Genomic DNA, 15,507 nt, shown 5'->3' with positions numbered 1-15,507 from the left:
GACCTAGATCCCACCGAGCGTCCGCAGTGCGGGCCCTAACGGATCGGTCCGCCTCGAAGCCAGCTCGAGAGACGACCGGCGGGAGGCTTGCACCGGCGATTGACGTTCGACAATCGCTAAGGTCAGTGAAAGCAAGAGCACAAGCGAAATGGCGGAGCCCAAGCGGCACAATCCCGGGATTGTCGACGAGCACCTGAACCGCCCTGCCGGCACTACCGCCGCCGATCCCGATGGCATTGCGTCCATATTGCGGGACGCGCGCATGAAATTGGGCGTCGATCTGCGGGACGTCGCCGATGCGCTCCGGATTCAGCATGCGTACCTTCGCGCAATCGAGGATGCGAAGTACTCCGAACTCCCCGGCCCGACCTACGCGCTTGGATTCGTGCGAACATATGCGGAATATCTCAACCTCGACAGCCGCGAGATCGTCCGTCGCTTCAAGGAAGAGTCGCGTGGAATGAGCCGCCGTCAGGCCCTTGTCTTTCCCGAACCCTTACAAGAGGGCCGTTTCCCGGGAGGAACACTCCTCATCGCCGCCCTCGTGCTCGCGGTCGGCGTTTATATCGGCTGGAACTCCTGGCAGCAAAAGCACACGGCGCAAATCGATACCGCAGTGCCGCCTCCATCCAATCTTGTAAGCGGCAACGCACCCGCGAGCAGCACCCCGCAATTGGCGCCATCGCCAATGCCATCCACCCCCGCGCCGACACCCTCCGAGGCGCAGGCGAGTAGTCCTTCGCCCACGAGCAGCGACACGACCGCACCAGGACCCAATGGGACGGGGACGATCAATGTCGGCTCGACGGCCCCCGGCACTGCAGCGCCCACCGAACCGCCACCGTCGCCTGTTGCCATTCAGACGGCGCCGACAGGTTCTGCACCGGACGTGGCCTCGTCCGAGGCGGGCCCGATTGTGCCGACTCCGGCGCCCAAACCGGCTGATATATCGGCGAGATCGGCGGCGTCGGGAACGACATCGCAGCCCTCGGCAACGTCGGCTGCCAGCACACCTCCACCGGCCGACGAGACGATGACGAACTCTCCACCGCCAGCCGAGCAAATCGCCTCGGTCAAGCCGGCTGAGCCGCACGTTTACGGCGAGACCAATACGGCTTCGCGGATCACTTTGACGGCGCGGCAGGAAAGTTGGGTACAGGTGCGAGATAGGGACAGTAACGTCGTATGGACCCGCATGATGCGCGCCGGCGATTCCTACAAGGTGCCAAACCAGCCAGGTCTCACCCTCCTCACGGGCAATGCCGGTGCACTCGAGGTATGGGTTGACGGCAGATCTGCCCCTTCCCTTGGTCCGGAAGGTGCGGTTCGGCGCAACATCGCGCTCGATCCCGACAAAATCGCGACCGGTACGGCGGGCAGCCAGTAACCGCCGATTTTCGGCGGGGACTTGCCAATCGCCACCGGGGCCGCCCATATAAGGGCTTGAATTTCCATCCCGACGCCTTGGCCCTCGCCCTAGTCCGCTGTCCGGATATGCGTTATAAACCCGCAGGTTGTTGCACAATCCCAAGGAATACCTTATGAGCGTTCGGCCTTATCGCGATATCCATCGGCGCAAAAGCCGCCAGATCCACGTCGGCAAGGTCCCCGTCGGCGCAGATGCGCCGATAGCGGTGCAGACCATGACGAACACGCTGACGGCTGACGCCGCGGCGACGGTCGAGCAAATCCGCCAGGCGGAGGCGGCGGGTGCGGATATCGTGCGCGTATCGTGCCCGGACGAGGCGTCCACTGCAGCCCTCAAGGAGATCGTCCGCGCGGTGAAGGTGCCGATCGTGGCCGACATTCATTTTCACTACAAACGCGCGATTGAGGCGGCCGAGGCGGGGGCCGCTTGTCTGCGGGTCAATCCGGGCAACATCGGCGGCCAGGCGCGTGTGCGGGAGGTGGTCAAAGCCGCACGCGATCACGGATGCTCCATGCGGATCGGCGTGAACGCCGGCAGTCTCGAACGAGAATTGCTCGAGCGCTACGGCGAGCCATGTCCCGAAGCGCTCATCGAAAGTGCGCTCAATCATGCGAAGATGTTGGAGGACGAGGATTTTCGCGAATTCAAGATCAGCGTGAAGGCGTCCGACGTGTTCCTCGCGGTGGCTGCCTACCACGGCCTCGCCGAGGCATGCGACTATCCGCTGCACTTGGGCATCACCGAAGCTGGCGCATTGCGCACCGGCACGATCAAATCCTCGATTGGCATCGGCTCTCTCCTGTGGGCTGGAATCGGCGATACGATCCGCGTCTCCCTCTCCGCCGATCCGGTCGAGGAGGTGAAGGTTGGCTTCGACATTCTCAAATCCCTCGGCTTGCGCTCCCGCGGCGTCAATCTTGTCTCATGCCCATCCTGCGCGCGGCAAAACTTCAACGTGATCCCGACCGTGGACAAGCTCGAGAAACGGCTAGCGCACATCACGACACCCCTGACGCTCTCGGTCATCGGTTGCGTGGTGAACGGGCCGGGCGAAGCGCGGGAGACCATGATCGGCCTCACCGGCGGGGGCAAGACCTCGCATCAGGTCTATATCAACGGCGAGAAGCATCACGTACTTCACGGCTCCGATGACGAGATCGTCGATCATCTCGTCGAGCTCGTCGAAAAGCGGGCTGCCGAGATCGAGGCCGAAAAGGCGAGGACAGAGGCTGAGCGGCGGAGCGCCGCCGAGTAACCACGGAGATTTCATTGGCCGATCTGCAGCCGGTTCGCGGCACGAGGGACTTGTTGCCCGACGAAAGCCGGCGCCAGCGCCAGGTCGTCGATGCGGCGCGTCGAATCTCCGCCCTCTATGGTTACGAAGAAATCGCCGTACCGATTTTCGAATTCACCGAGGTGTTCAAGCGCACCCTCGGCGACACGAGCGACATCGTGACCAAGGAGATGTACACCTTCACCGACCGCGGCGGCGAACAGATCACGCTGCGTCCGGAGGCGACTGCGGGCATCATGCGCGCACTCATCTCCGGCGGGCTTACCCAGAATTTGCCGCTCAAGTTCTTCTGCACGGGGCCGATGTTCCGCTACGAGCGGCCGCAGAAAGGTCGTTACCGCCAGTTCCACCAGATCGACATCGAGTTATTGGGCGCACCCGAGCCCGAGGGCGACGTCGAAGTGATCGCGATCGGCGCACACATCCTCGAGGAACTTGGCATCCTTGAAAAGACGAGGCTAGAGCTCAACACACTCGGCGACTTCGAAAGCCGTGCGGCCTATCGCGGTGCCCTTGTCGCCTATCTATCGCGCTTTCACGAAGGGCTGTCCGAGGATAGCCGCCTTCGTCTCGAGCGCAACCCATTGCGCATTCTCGATTCGAAGGACGATGGCGATAAGCGCATCGTCGCCGATGCGCCGATCTTTTTCGATTACCTGAACGAGGCGTCGCGCGATTTTTTCAAGACCGTGCAGGACCGGCTCAGCGCACTTGACATATCGTTCGTGCTCAACCCGCGGATCGTGCGCGGCCTTGATTATTATTGCCATACCGTGTTCGAGTTCACGACGACGACACTCGGCGCACAGGGGGCCGTGCTCGCGGGCGGGCGCTACGACGGACTTGCCGAGGCGATGGGTGGTCCAGCCACGGCGGGAGTCGGCTGGGCCGGCGGGATCGAGCGCTTGGCCATGCTGGCGAAGGAAGCGCCGGCACCAGAGCGACCCGTCGCAGTCATCCCGATCGGCGAGGACGCGGAGCAGGTCGCGCTTCGCCTGGCGCGTGACTTGCGCCACAGAGGTATTTCCGTCGAACTCGGATTTCGCGGAAATCTCTCCCGTCGCATGAAGCGCGCCAACAAGCTCAATGCTCGTGCGGCAGTCTTGATCGGCGAGGATGAACTGAAGCGCGGCAGCGTTGCACTTCGCAATCTCGACACCGGTGCCCAGGCTGAACTGCCGCTCGGAGCGCTCGCAGATCGTCTCGCAGAGGAGCGATAGCGAAGCCATGGCCGGCGGCGCACATGCGCCGGCCGATTTCGTTGTGGTCGGCGCCAATCATCGCTCGAGTACCGCCACCCTCCGGGACTTGATCTTTGTCGAGGATGGGGCGGCACATTCATTCCTCCGCCGCCTCGGCCAGCGCGGTATTGGACAGGCGCTCGTGTTGTCGACCTGCGATCGGGTCGAGATCGAGGGGGTTGCATCGGATCGCGATGCGGCCCGCCGCGTCGTCGCCGCCGAACTCGCCGCACGGGCGAGGCTCGATCCTGCAACCCTGGAAGGTCAACTTTATTGTCTCTCGGGCGCATCGGCATTGCGTCACATGTTCGGTGTTGCGGCGTCGCTCGACAGCGCCGTGGTCGGCGAGCCGCAGGTGCTCGGCCAGTTGAAAGCGGCCCATCGGCTCTCGCGCGATGCAGGTACGATCGGCAATGAACTCGAAACAGCCCTTCAGGCAGCGTATGGTGCTGCCAAACGAGTACGAAGCGAAACCGCGATCGCTTTGGGTCCGGTTTCTATTGTGGCGACCGCGATCGAGCTTGCCCGCGAGGTCCATGGCGAACTCGAACATCTTACTGCTCTCGTCGTTGGCAGCGGCGAAATGGGCCAATACCTCGCCGAGGAATTCAAGCGCGCAGGACTCACACGGTTGATCGTAACAGCGCCCAATTTCGCGCGGGCCGAGGCTCTGGCGCGGCGCCTTGACGGCCACTTCACGGATTTTGCGACCTTTGCTTCGGCGTTGACGAACGTGGACGTGGTGATCACCAATGCAGGCCTCGGGAAGTACTTGGTGACCGGCGAGATGATGGAGCATGTTCTGCGCCGCCGCCGCCGCCGTCCTGTCTATCTGATCGATCTTGGCGTGCCGAGCGATGTCGAAGGTGCCGTCAATCGGGTCGACGATGCCTATCTTTACGATTTGGCCGACCTCGAACGCCTGGCCTTGGCTGGCCGGGTCAATCGCGAAGCGGCCGCGGACGCGGCGTGGCGGATCGTCGACGATGAGCTTGCCGCCTTCGAGCGCGCCAGGGCCGAGCGTGCGGCGGTGCCCATGCTCGTGGCGCTTCGCCGCCATTTCGAGCGCGTGCGCGAAGAGGTATTGGCGCAAGGGGGACGGGTCGATGCGGGAGAGGCGACGCGCCTTCTGATCAATCGCCTGCTGCACGACCCATCCGAAGTCTTGCGGGCACTGGGCGCGGACGTTGACGAGCGTGGAGATCGTGCGCTCGCGGAGCGGCTATTGCAGCGGTTGTTTCGCCTCGATGCCGGTGAGAATTCGCCCGGTGATGAGCAATTTCTCAAGGAATTCGACAGGGAGATGAAGAAGTGAGCTTCGAGCGGAAGTTGGATGGCATCGTCGCCCGCTACCATGACATCGCCGACTCGCTCGCGCGCGGCGGTCTCGACCAGCAGACCTTCGTGCGTCTTTCGAAGGAGTACTCGGAGCTTGATTCCGTGGTCGGGCGCATCGAGGAACTCAGGAGGGCGACGAAGGAGCTCGCCGATCTCGAAACGATGATCGCGGATGTCAACGCAGACCCCGAAATGAAATCGCTGGCGGAAGACGAACATCGCGCACTCAAGGGGAAATTACCCGAGCTTCAACACCAGGTGCAGCGTTTGCTCCTGCCGAGGGATGCCGCGGATGACAGAAGCGCCATCCTCGAAATACGTGCCGGCACGGGTGGCGAAGAGGCGGCCCTCTTCGCGGCCGATCTCTTCCGGATGTATCAGCGTTATGCGGACGTCCATGGCTGGAAGGTCGAAATCATGGAACTGAGTGACACGGGTATTGGCGGCTACAAAGAGGTGATCGCCGAGATCAACGGGCGCGGCGTGTTCGCGCGTCTCAAATTCGAGTCCGGTGTGCACCGTGTCCAGCGCGTGCCGGCGACCGAGGCAAGCGGTCGCATTCACACCTCGGCCGCGACGGTCGCGGTGCTGCCCGAGGCCGAAGAGGTCGACGTTCAAATCGACGAAAAGGATCTGCGCATCGATGTCTTCCGCTCGAGCGGGCCGGGTGGCCAGTCGGTCAACACGACCGACAGCGCCGTGCGCATCACGCATCTGCCAACCGGCATTGTCGTTCAGCAGCAGGACGAAAAATCGCAGCACAAGAACAAAGCCAAGGCACTCAAGATCCTGCGCGCCCGCCTTTATGAGGCGGAACGCACGAGGCGCGAGGCCGAGCGTGCGGCCCAGCGCAAGAGCCAGGTCGGCACCGGCGACCGTTCGGAGCGCATTCGAACCTACAACTTTCCCCAAGGCCGCGTTACCGACCACCGCATCAATTTGACGGTCTACGACCTCGAGCGGATCCTTTCGGGGGAAGCGCTCGACAAGATTGTCGATGCGCTCATCGCCGAAGATGAAGCGGCACGACTTTCGGAGCTTGCATGATCCGAACGCACGATATTGCGTCCGCAATGGAGCGGGCGGTCCGTCGACTCGATGCGGCGGGAGTATCCGGATCGAAACTCGACGCGCGATTATTGTTGCGGCATGCAACCGGTCTAACTGTTGAGAGGATCGTGGGATACCCGGAGCGGCCGCTTTCGCGCGAGGAGTCCGAGCGGTTCGAATCGCTGCTTTCGAGGCGAATTGCGCGTGAGCCGTTGTCACAGATTGTCGGGCGGCGCGAATTCTGGAGCCTGCCCTTCATCGTGACCTCGGATACGCTTACGCCGCGGCCTGAGACCGAAATCCTCGTCGAGGCGGCACTGTCCTGTTTGCCCGGTCGCAATGCATCATACCGGCTGCTCGACCTCGGCACGGGAACGGGCTGCTTGCTGCTCGCCCTTCTTTCGGAATTGCCCGAATCAAAGGGCGTCGGTGTCGAACGAAGCGCGCGCGCGGCGCACGTTGCGCGCGAAAACGCTTGTGAGCTCGGTCTTACTTCGCGAGCGCTAATCGCGGTCGGCGACTGGGATGCCTGCGTCGACGGATGTTTCGATCTTGTCGTCTCGAATCCACCTTATCTTCCGGACTGCTCGATCGTGGGGCTGGAACCCGAAGTGGCGCGCTACGAGCCGCGAATGGCACTTGCGGGAGGACCGGACGGCCTTGCCTGCTATAGGGTCCTGGCGCCCGCGCTCGCCCGCCGCCTCGGCGCGAACAGCCTCGCAATTCTTGAAATCGGTGCGGGTCAAGCCAATGATGTAGAAAAGATTTTTGCTGCCGTAGGGATTTTCACTGTCAAACGTTGTTGGGACCTTGCGGGAATCGAACGATGTCTTATTATGACGCCGCTCTGAGTGCCCCCGGCTCCCTCGATGGGCAAGGGGCATCTTGAAAAGCGGTAGCGTAGGGGTATTGTTTCTGCTATGAGGAACGCTGGCGTGGTTCGAAACGCGCGCCTAGCAAATCAGACAACACATCCCTACCGAGCCTTTTGGCGGCGCTCCGTATGGAGCTTCGCGGGCTGGCTGTGGAGCAAAACTGCGAGACTCTCATAGAAGAAGTTCGCGCATATAAGACAATATTGAAAAGCCAAGTGAAGGTGCGATGAGACAAGGTCCCAACGCAAAGCGGTCGCGTGGCCGGGGCAACGGTCACGGTCATGGACAAAATCAGGGTCATATGGGTCAGGGGCGAAAGCCGAACGCCCCAATGCGTCTGCAGACCCTCGACAGCAGCGGCCCAACCGGCAAGATGCGCGGTAATGCCTATCAGCTCCATGAGAAGTACCTCCTCATGGCGCGCGACGCCCACTCCTCGGGCGATCGTGTCGCGGCGGAGAACTACTTTCAACACGCGGAGCACTATTATCGCATCATCAACAGCAATGGCGGCACCCCAGCGCGGCTTGACTTCGACGCCTTCGAGGGTGGTGGCGGCCAGCAACCGGAAATCCGTCATAACAACGGCGACGGCAACGGTCAGCGCGATGGCGGCCAGGGACAAGCGTCCCCCATCAATGGCACGCCCGACGGGACGGAGCCGCAGCCGTATTAGCTATCGCGCTATAACGTCTTATGCGCCGGATACTTCGGTCTCAGTCGTCGGGAACAGATACCTCGTCGCCGCGAATGATTTCCCCAGCGTTCATTGCCTCGGCGAAAATTCCCATGTCGCAATGTCCGACCCCGGTAGTCAATGCGCGCGGAATGTTGAGGTCGCGACTAGCCGTCTGAGGGTTTACGTTGGTTGCGACGCAACGCTGAATGCGCTCGGACACGCGCAAGCGGACGGCTCCTACTGTCAGTTCGCGGCCGACCCAGTCCAATTCCCGCCACGGTGCCAGGCCGTCGAGATAGAGATTGGCTCGGAATCGGATTGGATCGACCGAGGCGCGCAAGATGCGCGATCCAAGGTCGCGCACGCTCGCGAGGTTGACGATCGAAATCCATGGCTGGCTCACGTCGGTAAAGCCGCCCTCGCGTGACTCGACGATCTTGGGCGCACCACGACTCTCCGCATTCATGAAGGCGGCAAGAAATTGCTCGACGAGCGTGCGGCCGAGTGCGGTGCGGAGATCGCCGCGCACCACTTGTTTACCGTTGCGGGTGAGCGTCAGCACGGCGCTTGCCGCGTCAAGGTGCGATTCGAGGAGGGCGAGGCGCTCGTAGCGCGCCAGCATCAGGAATGCATCCCTCTGTTGCCAGTCAGCACTCGGACCGAGATTCATCCCCCCGCCATGGGCGATCGCAAAGCGACGGTCCCCGGGCAAGCGTTTGCCGGGTTCGAGCGTGACGCGCTCAAGCGCTTCCGCGCTCAATCCCTTGACGGGATAACGGTAAATGTCGACGAGGTTCGGTTGCATCTCGGGCAATATTAGCCCTTTCCGCTCAATTCAACTCAAATCGCCGCATTGAGCCGATTATCGTTGGCGGGCCGCCGTGGGAGCGCCGATTGGCCGAGTGCCGCGATATAGCGCCCCGCCGACTCGCGCCCCACGCCCTTGAGATAGCGAACAAGCAGCATATCCGGATGAAGCTTGCTCGATGTCCCAAGCTTGCGCATGACGTCATCGGCGGCGATCTCGTGCAGGCGGAGGGCGGCGAGGCGGCGGGCGAGTGGGGTTTCGGTGACGCCCGACTCGGCGAAGCCGCGTCGCAGGCGCGCGAGAACGTCAAGCTCGCGCTTCAAGGGGGCTTCGAACACGATCCGATTGATGCGCGCTTGGATTTCGCTCGCCGTGACGGGAACACCCTGCTCATACGAGGGATTGAGGCGGACGAGGGCGAGGTCGGCCGCATCGCTGTACTCGATGAGCGGTAGCAATGGGGGATTTGCGCTGAACCCACCGTCCCAATAATGCCCGTCGTCGAGCCGAATCGCCTGATGCACCGTTGGCAGGCAGGCCGATGCGACGACGACATCGGTGGAAATCTCGTCGTTCGTGAAGATGCGGCTTGCGCCACTCTCAACGCGAGTCGCCGCGATGAAGAGGCGAATTGCATCGGGTTTTCTGAGCGACTCGAAATCGATGAGCTCGACGACGATCTCGCGCAAGGGGTCCACGCCAAGCGGATTGGCCTGGTACGGCGATACGATGCGCGCCCATAGATCGAGAAGCACTTGCGAGAACGCGCTGTCGGCGTTCCAGCCGAGTGCGAAGCGCTCGAGCGCTGTCGGCTGGAGCGGATTGAATCGCCCGGCACGAACGATCGCCTGCCAAAGGGCCTCGAGTTTGGCTCGCGCACCTTGAGGTCCGCTTTCCGCGTAGCCGGCGGCAAGCGCTACCGCGTTGAGTGCCCCGGCACTCGTGCCGCTGATCGCTTCAATCCGCAAATCTTCCTCGAGCAGGCGGTCGAGAACGCCCCAGGTGAACGCACCATGTGCGCCCCCACCCTGGAGTGCGAGCAAAAGCCGCACACCGACGTCGTGCTGCGCGCGGCGTTGCGTCGGAATGGATGCGGTTTTGCTTCGATCGGCGTCTATCCCGCGCTCGCGATTGCCAAGACGTGCGAGCCGTCGGCCAAGGTCGTCAAGAAACGTCTTGAGGCGGTTGCGCCGGGTCCATCGAAGCTGCGCGGGGACGTCAGCGACTTTATATTGCATTGCGGTATCCTCGCTGGGGATCGAGGTAGAATGCAAGTAAAATCATTGTGCATTGCAATATAGGTTGCCATGCGTCGGAGGCAATGGGATGACAAAATTGGGGTGAATTGACGGCTCGGCACCTTGTGTCGTTCAGCGAGCGGGACCATATGCCCGATGCGGGCGCCCATATTCGGGGCCCGACACGTGCGTCCGCCGCTCAGGCGAGACGTTGCACCGTTCCGGCCCGCCTCGCAGAGGGGGCATAAGAAAGGATGCAGTCCAATGGACATGGAAAAATATACCGAGCGTTCCAAGGGGTTCATTCAATCGGCCCAGACCTTGGCGCTTCGCAGCGGTCATCAGCGGCTCGGACCGGAGCATCTGCTGAAGGTTCTGCTCGACGATAAAGAGGGGTTGGCCGCCAATCTCATTCGCGCCTCGGGCGGCGACCCCGCGACAGCGCTCGCGGCGACCGAGAGCGAGCTTGCGAAGATACCGCGCGTCGAAGGCAGCGGTGCCGGCCAGGTCTATCTCACGCCCGAACTCGCTCGCGTGTTCGAGCAAGCGGAAACGATGGCCGAGAAGGCGGGCGACAGCTTCGTGACCGCCGAGCGGTTGCTGCTCGCACTCGCACTCGCCACCGGCACACCTTCCGCGAAGGCTCTCAAGGACGCTGGCGTGACGCCACAGTCGCTTAACCACGCGATCGAGGAGGTGCGCAAGGGCCGCCGTGCCGACACCGCCTCCGCCGAGGAAGGCTACGGCGCGCTCAAGAAATACGCGCGCGACCTCACACAGGCCGCCCGCGAAGGCAAGCTCGATCCGGTCATCGGCCGCGACGAGGAAATCCGTCGCACCATCCAGGTGCTGGCAAGGCGCACCAAAAATAATCCCGTCCTCATCGGCGAGCCCGGTGTCGGCAAGACGGCTATTGTCGAAGGACTTGCGCAGCGGATCGTCAATGGCGACGTGCCCGAAGGCCTCAAGAACAAGCGTCTAATGGCGCTCGATCTCGGCGCACTCGTGGCCGGGGCCAAGTTCCGCGGCGAATTCGAAGAGCGCCTCAAGGCCGTGCTGGCAGAGATCGGCGCTGCCGGAGGCGAGATCATTTTGTTCATTGACGAACTGCACACGCTCGTCGGTGCGGGAAAGGCGGAAGGGGCGATGGACGCCTCGAACATGCTCAAGCCAGCCCTCGCGCGCGGTGAGCTTCACTGCGTCGGGGCCACGACCCTCGACGAGTACCGTAAGCACATCGAGAAGGACGCAGCCCTGGCGCGCCGCTTCCAGCCCGTGTTCGTTTCCGAGCCAAGCGTCGAGGATACGATTTCGATCCTGCGCGGCCTCAAGGAAAAATACGAACTTCACCACGGTGTGCGCATCACCGACAGCGCGATCGTTGCCGCGGCGACGCTCTCGCACCGCTATATCGCCGACCGTTTCCTGCCCGACAAGGCGATCGACCTGATCGATGAGGCGGCGAGCCGACTGCGCATGGAGGTCGATTCGAAGCCCGAAGAGATCGATGAACTCGATCGGCGCATCATTCAGCTGAAGATCGAACGCGAAGCGCTCAAGAAGGAATCCGACGCTGCGTCGAAGGGACGTCTCAAGAAGCTCGATGACGAGCTCAAATCGCTCGAGTCTCAAGCGGCCGAACTTTCTTCGCGTTGGAAAGCAGAGAAGGAGAAGCTTGCAAGCGCACAGGTGCTCAAAGGGAAACTCGACCAAGCGAAAAACGAGCTCGAGAGCGCGCAGCGCCAAGGAAATTGGGCGCGCGCGGGAGAGCTGCTTTACGGCGTCGTTCCAGACCTTGAGAAAAAGCTCAAGGCGGCAGAAGGCGTCACCGAGCAGGCAATGCTCAAGGAGGAAGTCACGGCCGAGGATATCGCTGCGGTCGTCTCGCGCTGGACGGGCATCCCCGTCGACAAGATGCTGGAAGGCGAGCGCGAGAAGCTCCTCCAGATGGAAGCGAACCTGGGGCGCCGCGTGGTCGGGCAAGACGAAGCCGTGATCGCCGTCGCGAACGCGGTGCGGCGCGCGCGCGCGGGACTTCAGGATCCGAATCGGCCCCTCGGATCATTTCTTTTTCTGGGCCCAACCGGCGTCGGCAAGACCGAGCTTACCAAAGCGCTCGCGGAGTTTCTCTTCGACGACGAATCGGCAATGGTGCGAATCGACATGTCGGAGTTCATGGAGAAGCATTCGGTCGCGCGCTTGATCGGTGCACCACCCGGCTATGTCGGTTATGAGGAGGGAGGGTCGCTGACCGAAGCGGTACGCCGCCGTCCCTATCAGGTCGTCCTGTTCGACGAGGTCGAGAAGGCGCATCCCGACGTGTTCAACGTCCTGCTCCAGGTGCTGGACGACGGCCGGCTCACCGACGGGCAGGGACGCACCGTCGATTTCCGCAACACGCTCATTGTGATGACGTCGAATCTCGGCAGCGAGATTCTCGCTCAGCAAACGGAAGAGCAGGCGGCCGAAGCGGTACGCAGGCGAATTATGGAAATCGTGCGGGCCCATTTTCGGCCGGAGTTCCTCAACCGCCTCGACGAGATCCTGATTTTCCGGCGACTGACGCGCGAGCAGATGGGCGCAATCGTCGACATCCAGCTCAAGCGTGTCGAGAAGCTCCTTGCCGAGCGAAAGATTTCGCTCAAGCTGGACGAGGCCGCGCGCGCATGGCTCGCGAATGCCGGTTACGATCCCGTCTACGGCGCCAGGCCGCTGAAGCGCGTCATTCAGCGCAGTTTGCAAAACCCGCTTGCGACCCTGATCCTCGAAGGCAAGGTTCGCGACGGCGAAACGGTGCGCGTGAGTGCGAAGGGTGGTGTGCTCTCAATCAACGGCGTTGAGGTCACCGAGAAAGCCGCGTGACGCTGCCCGGTTGAACCATGTGCTAAAACGTACTCCGGGTCATGCTCGCCGCGGTGGGTAGCGAGGCGAGCGCCGCATCGGTCGATGTGCGCTCATCCTCGAAGGATTTGAGCATAGCACCGGAAAGGATGACGCCTGTCGGCGCCTTGATCGAGGCGGGATTGACCTGGACGCCGTTGACGAGAACCTCGTAGTGAAGATGCGGTCCTGTCGCGAGGCCGGTGGCGCCGACATAGCCGATGACTTGGCCTTGGTGCACATGCACCCCTTTTACGATCCCGCTCGCGATATGGCTCATATGTGCATAGGCGGTCCCATAGGGGCCCGAATGGTGTAGGCGCACGTAGTTGCCGTAGCTGTAGTTGAACGTCGAAATTTCGACGACACCGTCCCCGGCCGCCATGATCGGCGTCCCGGTCGGAGCGCCGAAATCGACCCCCTTATGCATCCGGCTGAAGCCGAGAAGGGGATGTTTGCGCATTCCGTATCCGGAGGTGAGTCGTGCGCCATTGATCGGCGTGCGCAAGAGGGCCTTGCGAACGCTCTCGCCCTTTTCATTGAAGTAATCGGCGAATCCGCCCGGCGGCTGATAGCGGTATATTTTGAGCATGCGGCCTGAGAGCGTGAGCGAGCCATAGACGACATTGCCCGTCTTCACGGGGCGGCCGGAGGCGTCGCTGTAGCACTCGTAAGCGATCTCGAGACGATCGCCCACCTGGATGTCACGTTGAAAATCCACGTCGTAGCTGAAGGCGCTAATCAGCTCGGCAAGCAAAGATGGCGGCAGGCCTGCGGCAACCCCGTCCTCATAGAGGCTCGTGCGGATCACAGCACTATTCCGCACGACCTCGCGGCTGAGGGGGTGCGCCTCCTTGCGTGCATTGAATGCATCGTCGCTGCCGCGTTCGATCTTGACGCTCTGATCGACAGCGGTCGGCAGGCTCACCTTCAAGAGGCGGCTTTGGCTCGAATCGTGCGGGTCGGCAGACTCCGGTCGACCGAAGGTGAGCGTCAGGGGGACGCCGGGCCGGATGCTTCGCGGATCGAAGACGATTCGGATTGCGTCGGCCGCGTCACGTGCGTCGGGGTTCGATGCGCCACCACGCACGAGAAGATCGATCAGTGTGTCGCCCTTGCCGGCAAGAACGGTTCGTTCGACGACCGCAGGCCGAATGGGTGCAGAAGCGGCGCGGTTTCGAACGCCTGGGTTTGGCAGGAGGATCGGCATGCGCTCGGCTCTCCACCAGCGAGCGCTCTTGTTCTCTTGCGCGCGGGCAATGGCCTCGTCGATGCCGCCGGGCGGGTCCATCCGCATGACATGCCGTGCCGCCATTTGGCCGAGCCCGATCGACCCGACAAATCCGACGGCTACCGCCACCACCAGCATGGCGCAATCGCGCCTATTCCACTTCAACGGCCTGGCCGCGTCGCGACCATTAACGCCCCCTCGGTCTCACGCCTCGTTTGAACCGCGGGTAGGTCCCGGGTGATTCGATGTTTACGCGAGAAAGATGCCTATGCCACGCGCGCCTGTCAATTAACGTTTCTCGGTCGAACCTCGACCGACAGAGGTGCGCTTGTGCATCGAATCAATGAATTGCGATGTGTCCATGAGGGTGTGATCGAAGATTCGTTAATGCGGTCGAAGGGACGCGATTTTCGCGGAAAAGCGTTTGACAGGCTGGGGGGTGCGGCGTATAACCGCCGCCCACTCCGCTGCCGGGCGGGCGAAAAACCCGTTGCCGGAGCGGTTTGTTGTCGGCTGATTGACATTGTTGAGAGAGGAAGGGATGCGCAGGCGGCGGCGGATGCGGGAGCGTTTGGCTGTTTTGCCTGCGTGTCTTGAGGCGCGGGGCCTGATTTTTGGATTGGGTTTCGCGTGAAGAGATACGCTTGTGCAGGACGGCTCTGTTGGCTCGAGCGGTTTTCGGGGGTTTGGTTTTGATCTGGGCTTGTTTCTGGATTGGGGCCGAGGCCTTGGGGATCGTCGCGCAGTCAACCTGAGAGTTTGATCCTGGCTCAGAACGAACGCTGGCGGCAGGCCTAATACATGCAAGTCGCACGGGAAGCCCCCTTCGGGGGGTGGAGAGTGGCGCACGGGTGAGTAACGCGTGGGAACCTATCCCGGGGTGGGGGATAACCACTGGAAACGGTGGCTAATACCGCACGATCCCTGAGGGGCAAAGCAGCGATGCGCCCTGGGAGGGGCCCGCGTCCGATTAGCTAGTTGGCGGGGTAAGAGCCCACCAAGGCGGTGATCGGTAGCTGGTCTGAGAGGATGATCAGCCACACTGGGACTGAGACACGGCCCAGACTCCTACGGGAGGCAGCAGTAGGGAATATTGGACAATGGGCGCAAGCCTGATCCAGCCATGCCGCGTGAGTGATGAAGGCCTTAGGGTTGTAAAGCTCTTTCGCACGCGAGGATGATGACGGTAGCGTGAGAAGAAGCCCCGGCTAACTTCGTGCCAGCAGCCGCGGTAATACGAAGGGGGCTAGCGTTGTTCGGAATTACTGGGCGTAAAGGGCGCGTAGGCGGTCGATCGCGTTGGGTGTGAAAGCCCCGGGCTCAACCTGGGATGGGCGCCCGAAACGGGTCGGCTTGAGATCGGAAGAGGAGAGTGGAATTCCCAGTGTAGAGGTGAAATTCGTAGATATTGGGAAGAACACCGGTGGCGAAGGCGGCTCTCTGG

At 62.2% G+C, this 15,507-nt stretch carries 11 protein-coding genes and 1 rRNA gene; 9 read left to right on the top strand and 3 right to left on the bottom strand.

Annotated elements, in window-relative coordinates; translation table 11 throughout:
* The first annotated feature begins 148 nt into the window (after positions 1-148).
* The 7 genes from VEJ16_05435 (at position 149) to VEJ16_05405 (ending at position 7,903) form a co-directional block, all read left to right on the top strand.
* A complete protein-coding gene (locus tag VEJ16_05435; GenBank protein HYB09093.1) occupies positions 149-1,387 on the top strand; it encodes a RodZ domain-containing protein in 1,239 nt (412 codons plus the stop codon).
* Positions 1,388-1,541: 154 nt separating this feature from the next.
* On the top strand, positions 1,542-2,684 hold the full coding sequence (gene ispG / locus VEJ16_05430) for a flavodoxin-dependent (E)-4-hydroxy-3-methylbut-2-enyl-diphosphate synthase (GenBank protein ID HYB09092.1): 1,143 nt from the start codon (positions 1,542-1,544) through the stop codon (positions 2,682-2,684).
* 14 nt (positions 2,685-2,698) lie between these two features.
* Positions 2,699-3,943, top strand: coding sequence for a histidine--tRNA ligase (gene hisS / locus VEJ16_05425; GenBank protein ID HYB09091.1), 1,245 nt, complete (start codon positions 2,699-2,701; stop codon positions 3,941-3,943).
* A gap of 7 nt (positions 3,944-3,950) precedes the next feature.
* Positions 3,951-5,279, top strand: a complete 1,329-nt coding sequence (gene hemA / locus VEJ16_05420; protein HYB09090.1) for a glutamyl-tRNA reductase — start codon at positions 3,951-3,953, stop codon at positions 5,277-5,279.
* Positions 5,276-6,349 (top strand): peptide chain release factor 1, encoded by a 1,074-nt coding sequence (gene prfA, locus VEJ16_05415; protein ID HYB09089.1) that lies wholly within the window; start codon positions 5,276-5,278, stop codon positions 6,347-6,349. Before hemA ends, prfA begins: the two co-directional genes overlap by 4 nt.
* The gene (gene prmC, locus VEJ16_05410) at positions 6,346-7,203 is read left to right on the top strand and encodes a peptide chain release factor N(5)-glutamine methyltransferase (GenBank protein ID HYB09088.1); all 858 of its coding nucleotides are present in this window, start codon (positions 6,346-6,348) and stop codon (positions 7,201-7,203) included. The genes prfA and prmC overlap by 4 nt, the downstream gene beginning before the upstream one ends.
* A 250-nt stretch (positions 7,204-7,453) precedes the next feature.
* Positions 7,454-7,903, top strand: coding sequence for a DUF4167 domain-containing protein (locus VEJ16_05405; GenBank protein HYB09087.1), 450 nt, complete (start codon positions 7,454-7,456; stop codon positions 7,901-7,903).
* Between the two features lie 40 nt (positions 7,904-7,943).
* Here VEJ16_05405 and VEJ16_05400 read toward each other — a convergent pair whose 3' ends face one another.
* Positions 7,944-8,711: an MOSC N-terminal beta barrel domain-containing protein gene (locus VEJ16_05400; GenBank protein ID HYB09086.1), complete on the bottom strand. Its 768-nt coding sequence runs from the start codon at positions 8,709-8,711 to the stop codon at positions 7,944-7,946.
* A gap of 35 nt (positions 8,712-8,746) precedes the next feature.
* On the bottom strand, positions 8,747-9,952 hold the full coding sequence (locus tag VEJ16_05395; protein HYB09085.1) for a patatin-like phospholipase family protein: 1,206 nt from the start codon (positions 9,950-9,952) through the stop codon (positions 8,747-8,749).
* A 264-nt stretch (positions 9,953-10,216) separates the two neighbouring features.
* Between VEJ16_05395 and clpB the strand changes: the two genes are divergently transcribed.
* Positions 10,217-12,814, top strand: a complete 2,598-nt coding sequence (gene clpB, locus VEJ16_05390; protein HYB09084.1) for an ATP-dependent chaperone ClpB — start codon at positions 10,217-10,219, stop codon at positions 12,812-12,814.
* Between the two features lie 22 nt (positions 12,815-12,836).
* Here the strand turns inward: clpB and VEJ16_05385 are convergent, their stop codons facing one another.
* Positions 12,837-14,201: a M23 family metallopeptidase gene (locus tag VEJ16_05385; protein ID HYB09083.1), complete on the bottom strand. Its 1,365-nt coding sequence runs from the start codon at positions 14,199-14,201 to the stop codon at positions 12,837-12,839.
* A 609-nt stretch (positions 14,202-14,810) separates the two neighbouring features.
* Between VEJ16_05385 and VEJ16_05380 the strand changes: the two genes are divergently transcribed.
* Positions 14,811-15,507: ribosomal RNA gene (locus VEJ16_05380) — 16S ribosomal RNA — on the top strand; the annotation flags it as partial.

It is taken from the genome of Alphaproteobacteria bacterium (assembly GCA_035625915.1).
GTDB lineage: Bacteria > Pseudomonadota > Alphaproteobacteria > JACZXZ01 > JACZXZ01 > DATDHA01.
The sequence above is the reverse complement of the archived record's forward strand: the minus strand, read 5'-3'. Positions and strand labels throughout refer to the sequence as shown.

Bases quoted from the DNA above. Each gene is read 5' to 3' on its own strand.
- VEJ16_05435 (HYB09093.1), top strand. From the start codon at position 149: ATGGCGGAGCCCAAGCGGCACAATCCCGGGATTGTCGACGAGCACCTG.
- ispG (HYB09092.1), top strand. From the start codon at position 1,542: ATGAGCGTTCGGCCTTATCGCGATATCCATCGGCGCAAAAGCCGCCAG.
- hemA (HYB09090.1), top strand. From the start codon at position 3,951: ATGGCCGGCGGCGCACATGCGCCGGCCGATTTCGTTGTGGTCGGCGCC.
- prmC (HYB09088.1), top strand. From the start codon at position 6,346: ATGATCCGAACGCACGATATTGCGTCCGCAATGGAGCGGGCGGTCCGT.
- VEJ16_05405 (HYB09087.1), top strand. From the start codon at position 7,454: ATGAGACAAGGTCCCAACGCAAAGCGGTCGCGTGGCCGGGGCAACGGT.
- VEJ16_05400 (HYB09086.1), bottom strand. From the start codon at position 8,711: ATGCAACCGAACCTCGTCGACATTTACCGTTATCCCGTCAAGGGATTG.
- VEJ16_05395 (HYB09085.1), bottom strand. From the start codon at position 9,952: ATGCAATATAAAGTCGCTGACGTCCCCGCGCAGCTTCGATGGACCCGG.
- clpB (HYB09084.1), top strand. From the start codon at position 10,217: ATGGACATGGAAAAATATACCGAGCGTTCCAAGGGGTTCATTCAATCG.
- VEJ16_05385 (HYB09083.1), bottom strand. From the start codon at position 14,201: ATGCTGGTGGTGGCGGTAGCCGTCGGATTTGTCGGGTCGATCGGGCTC.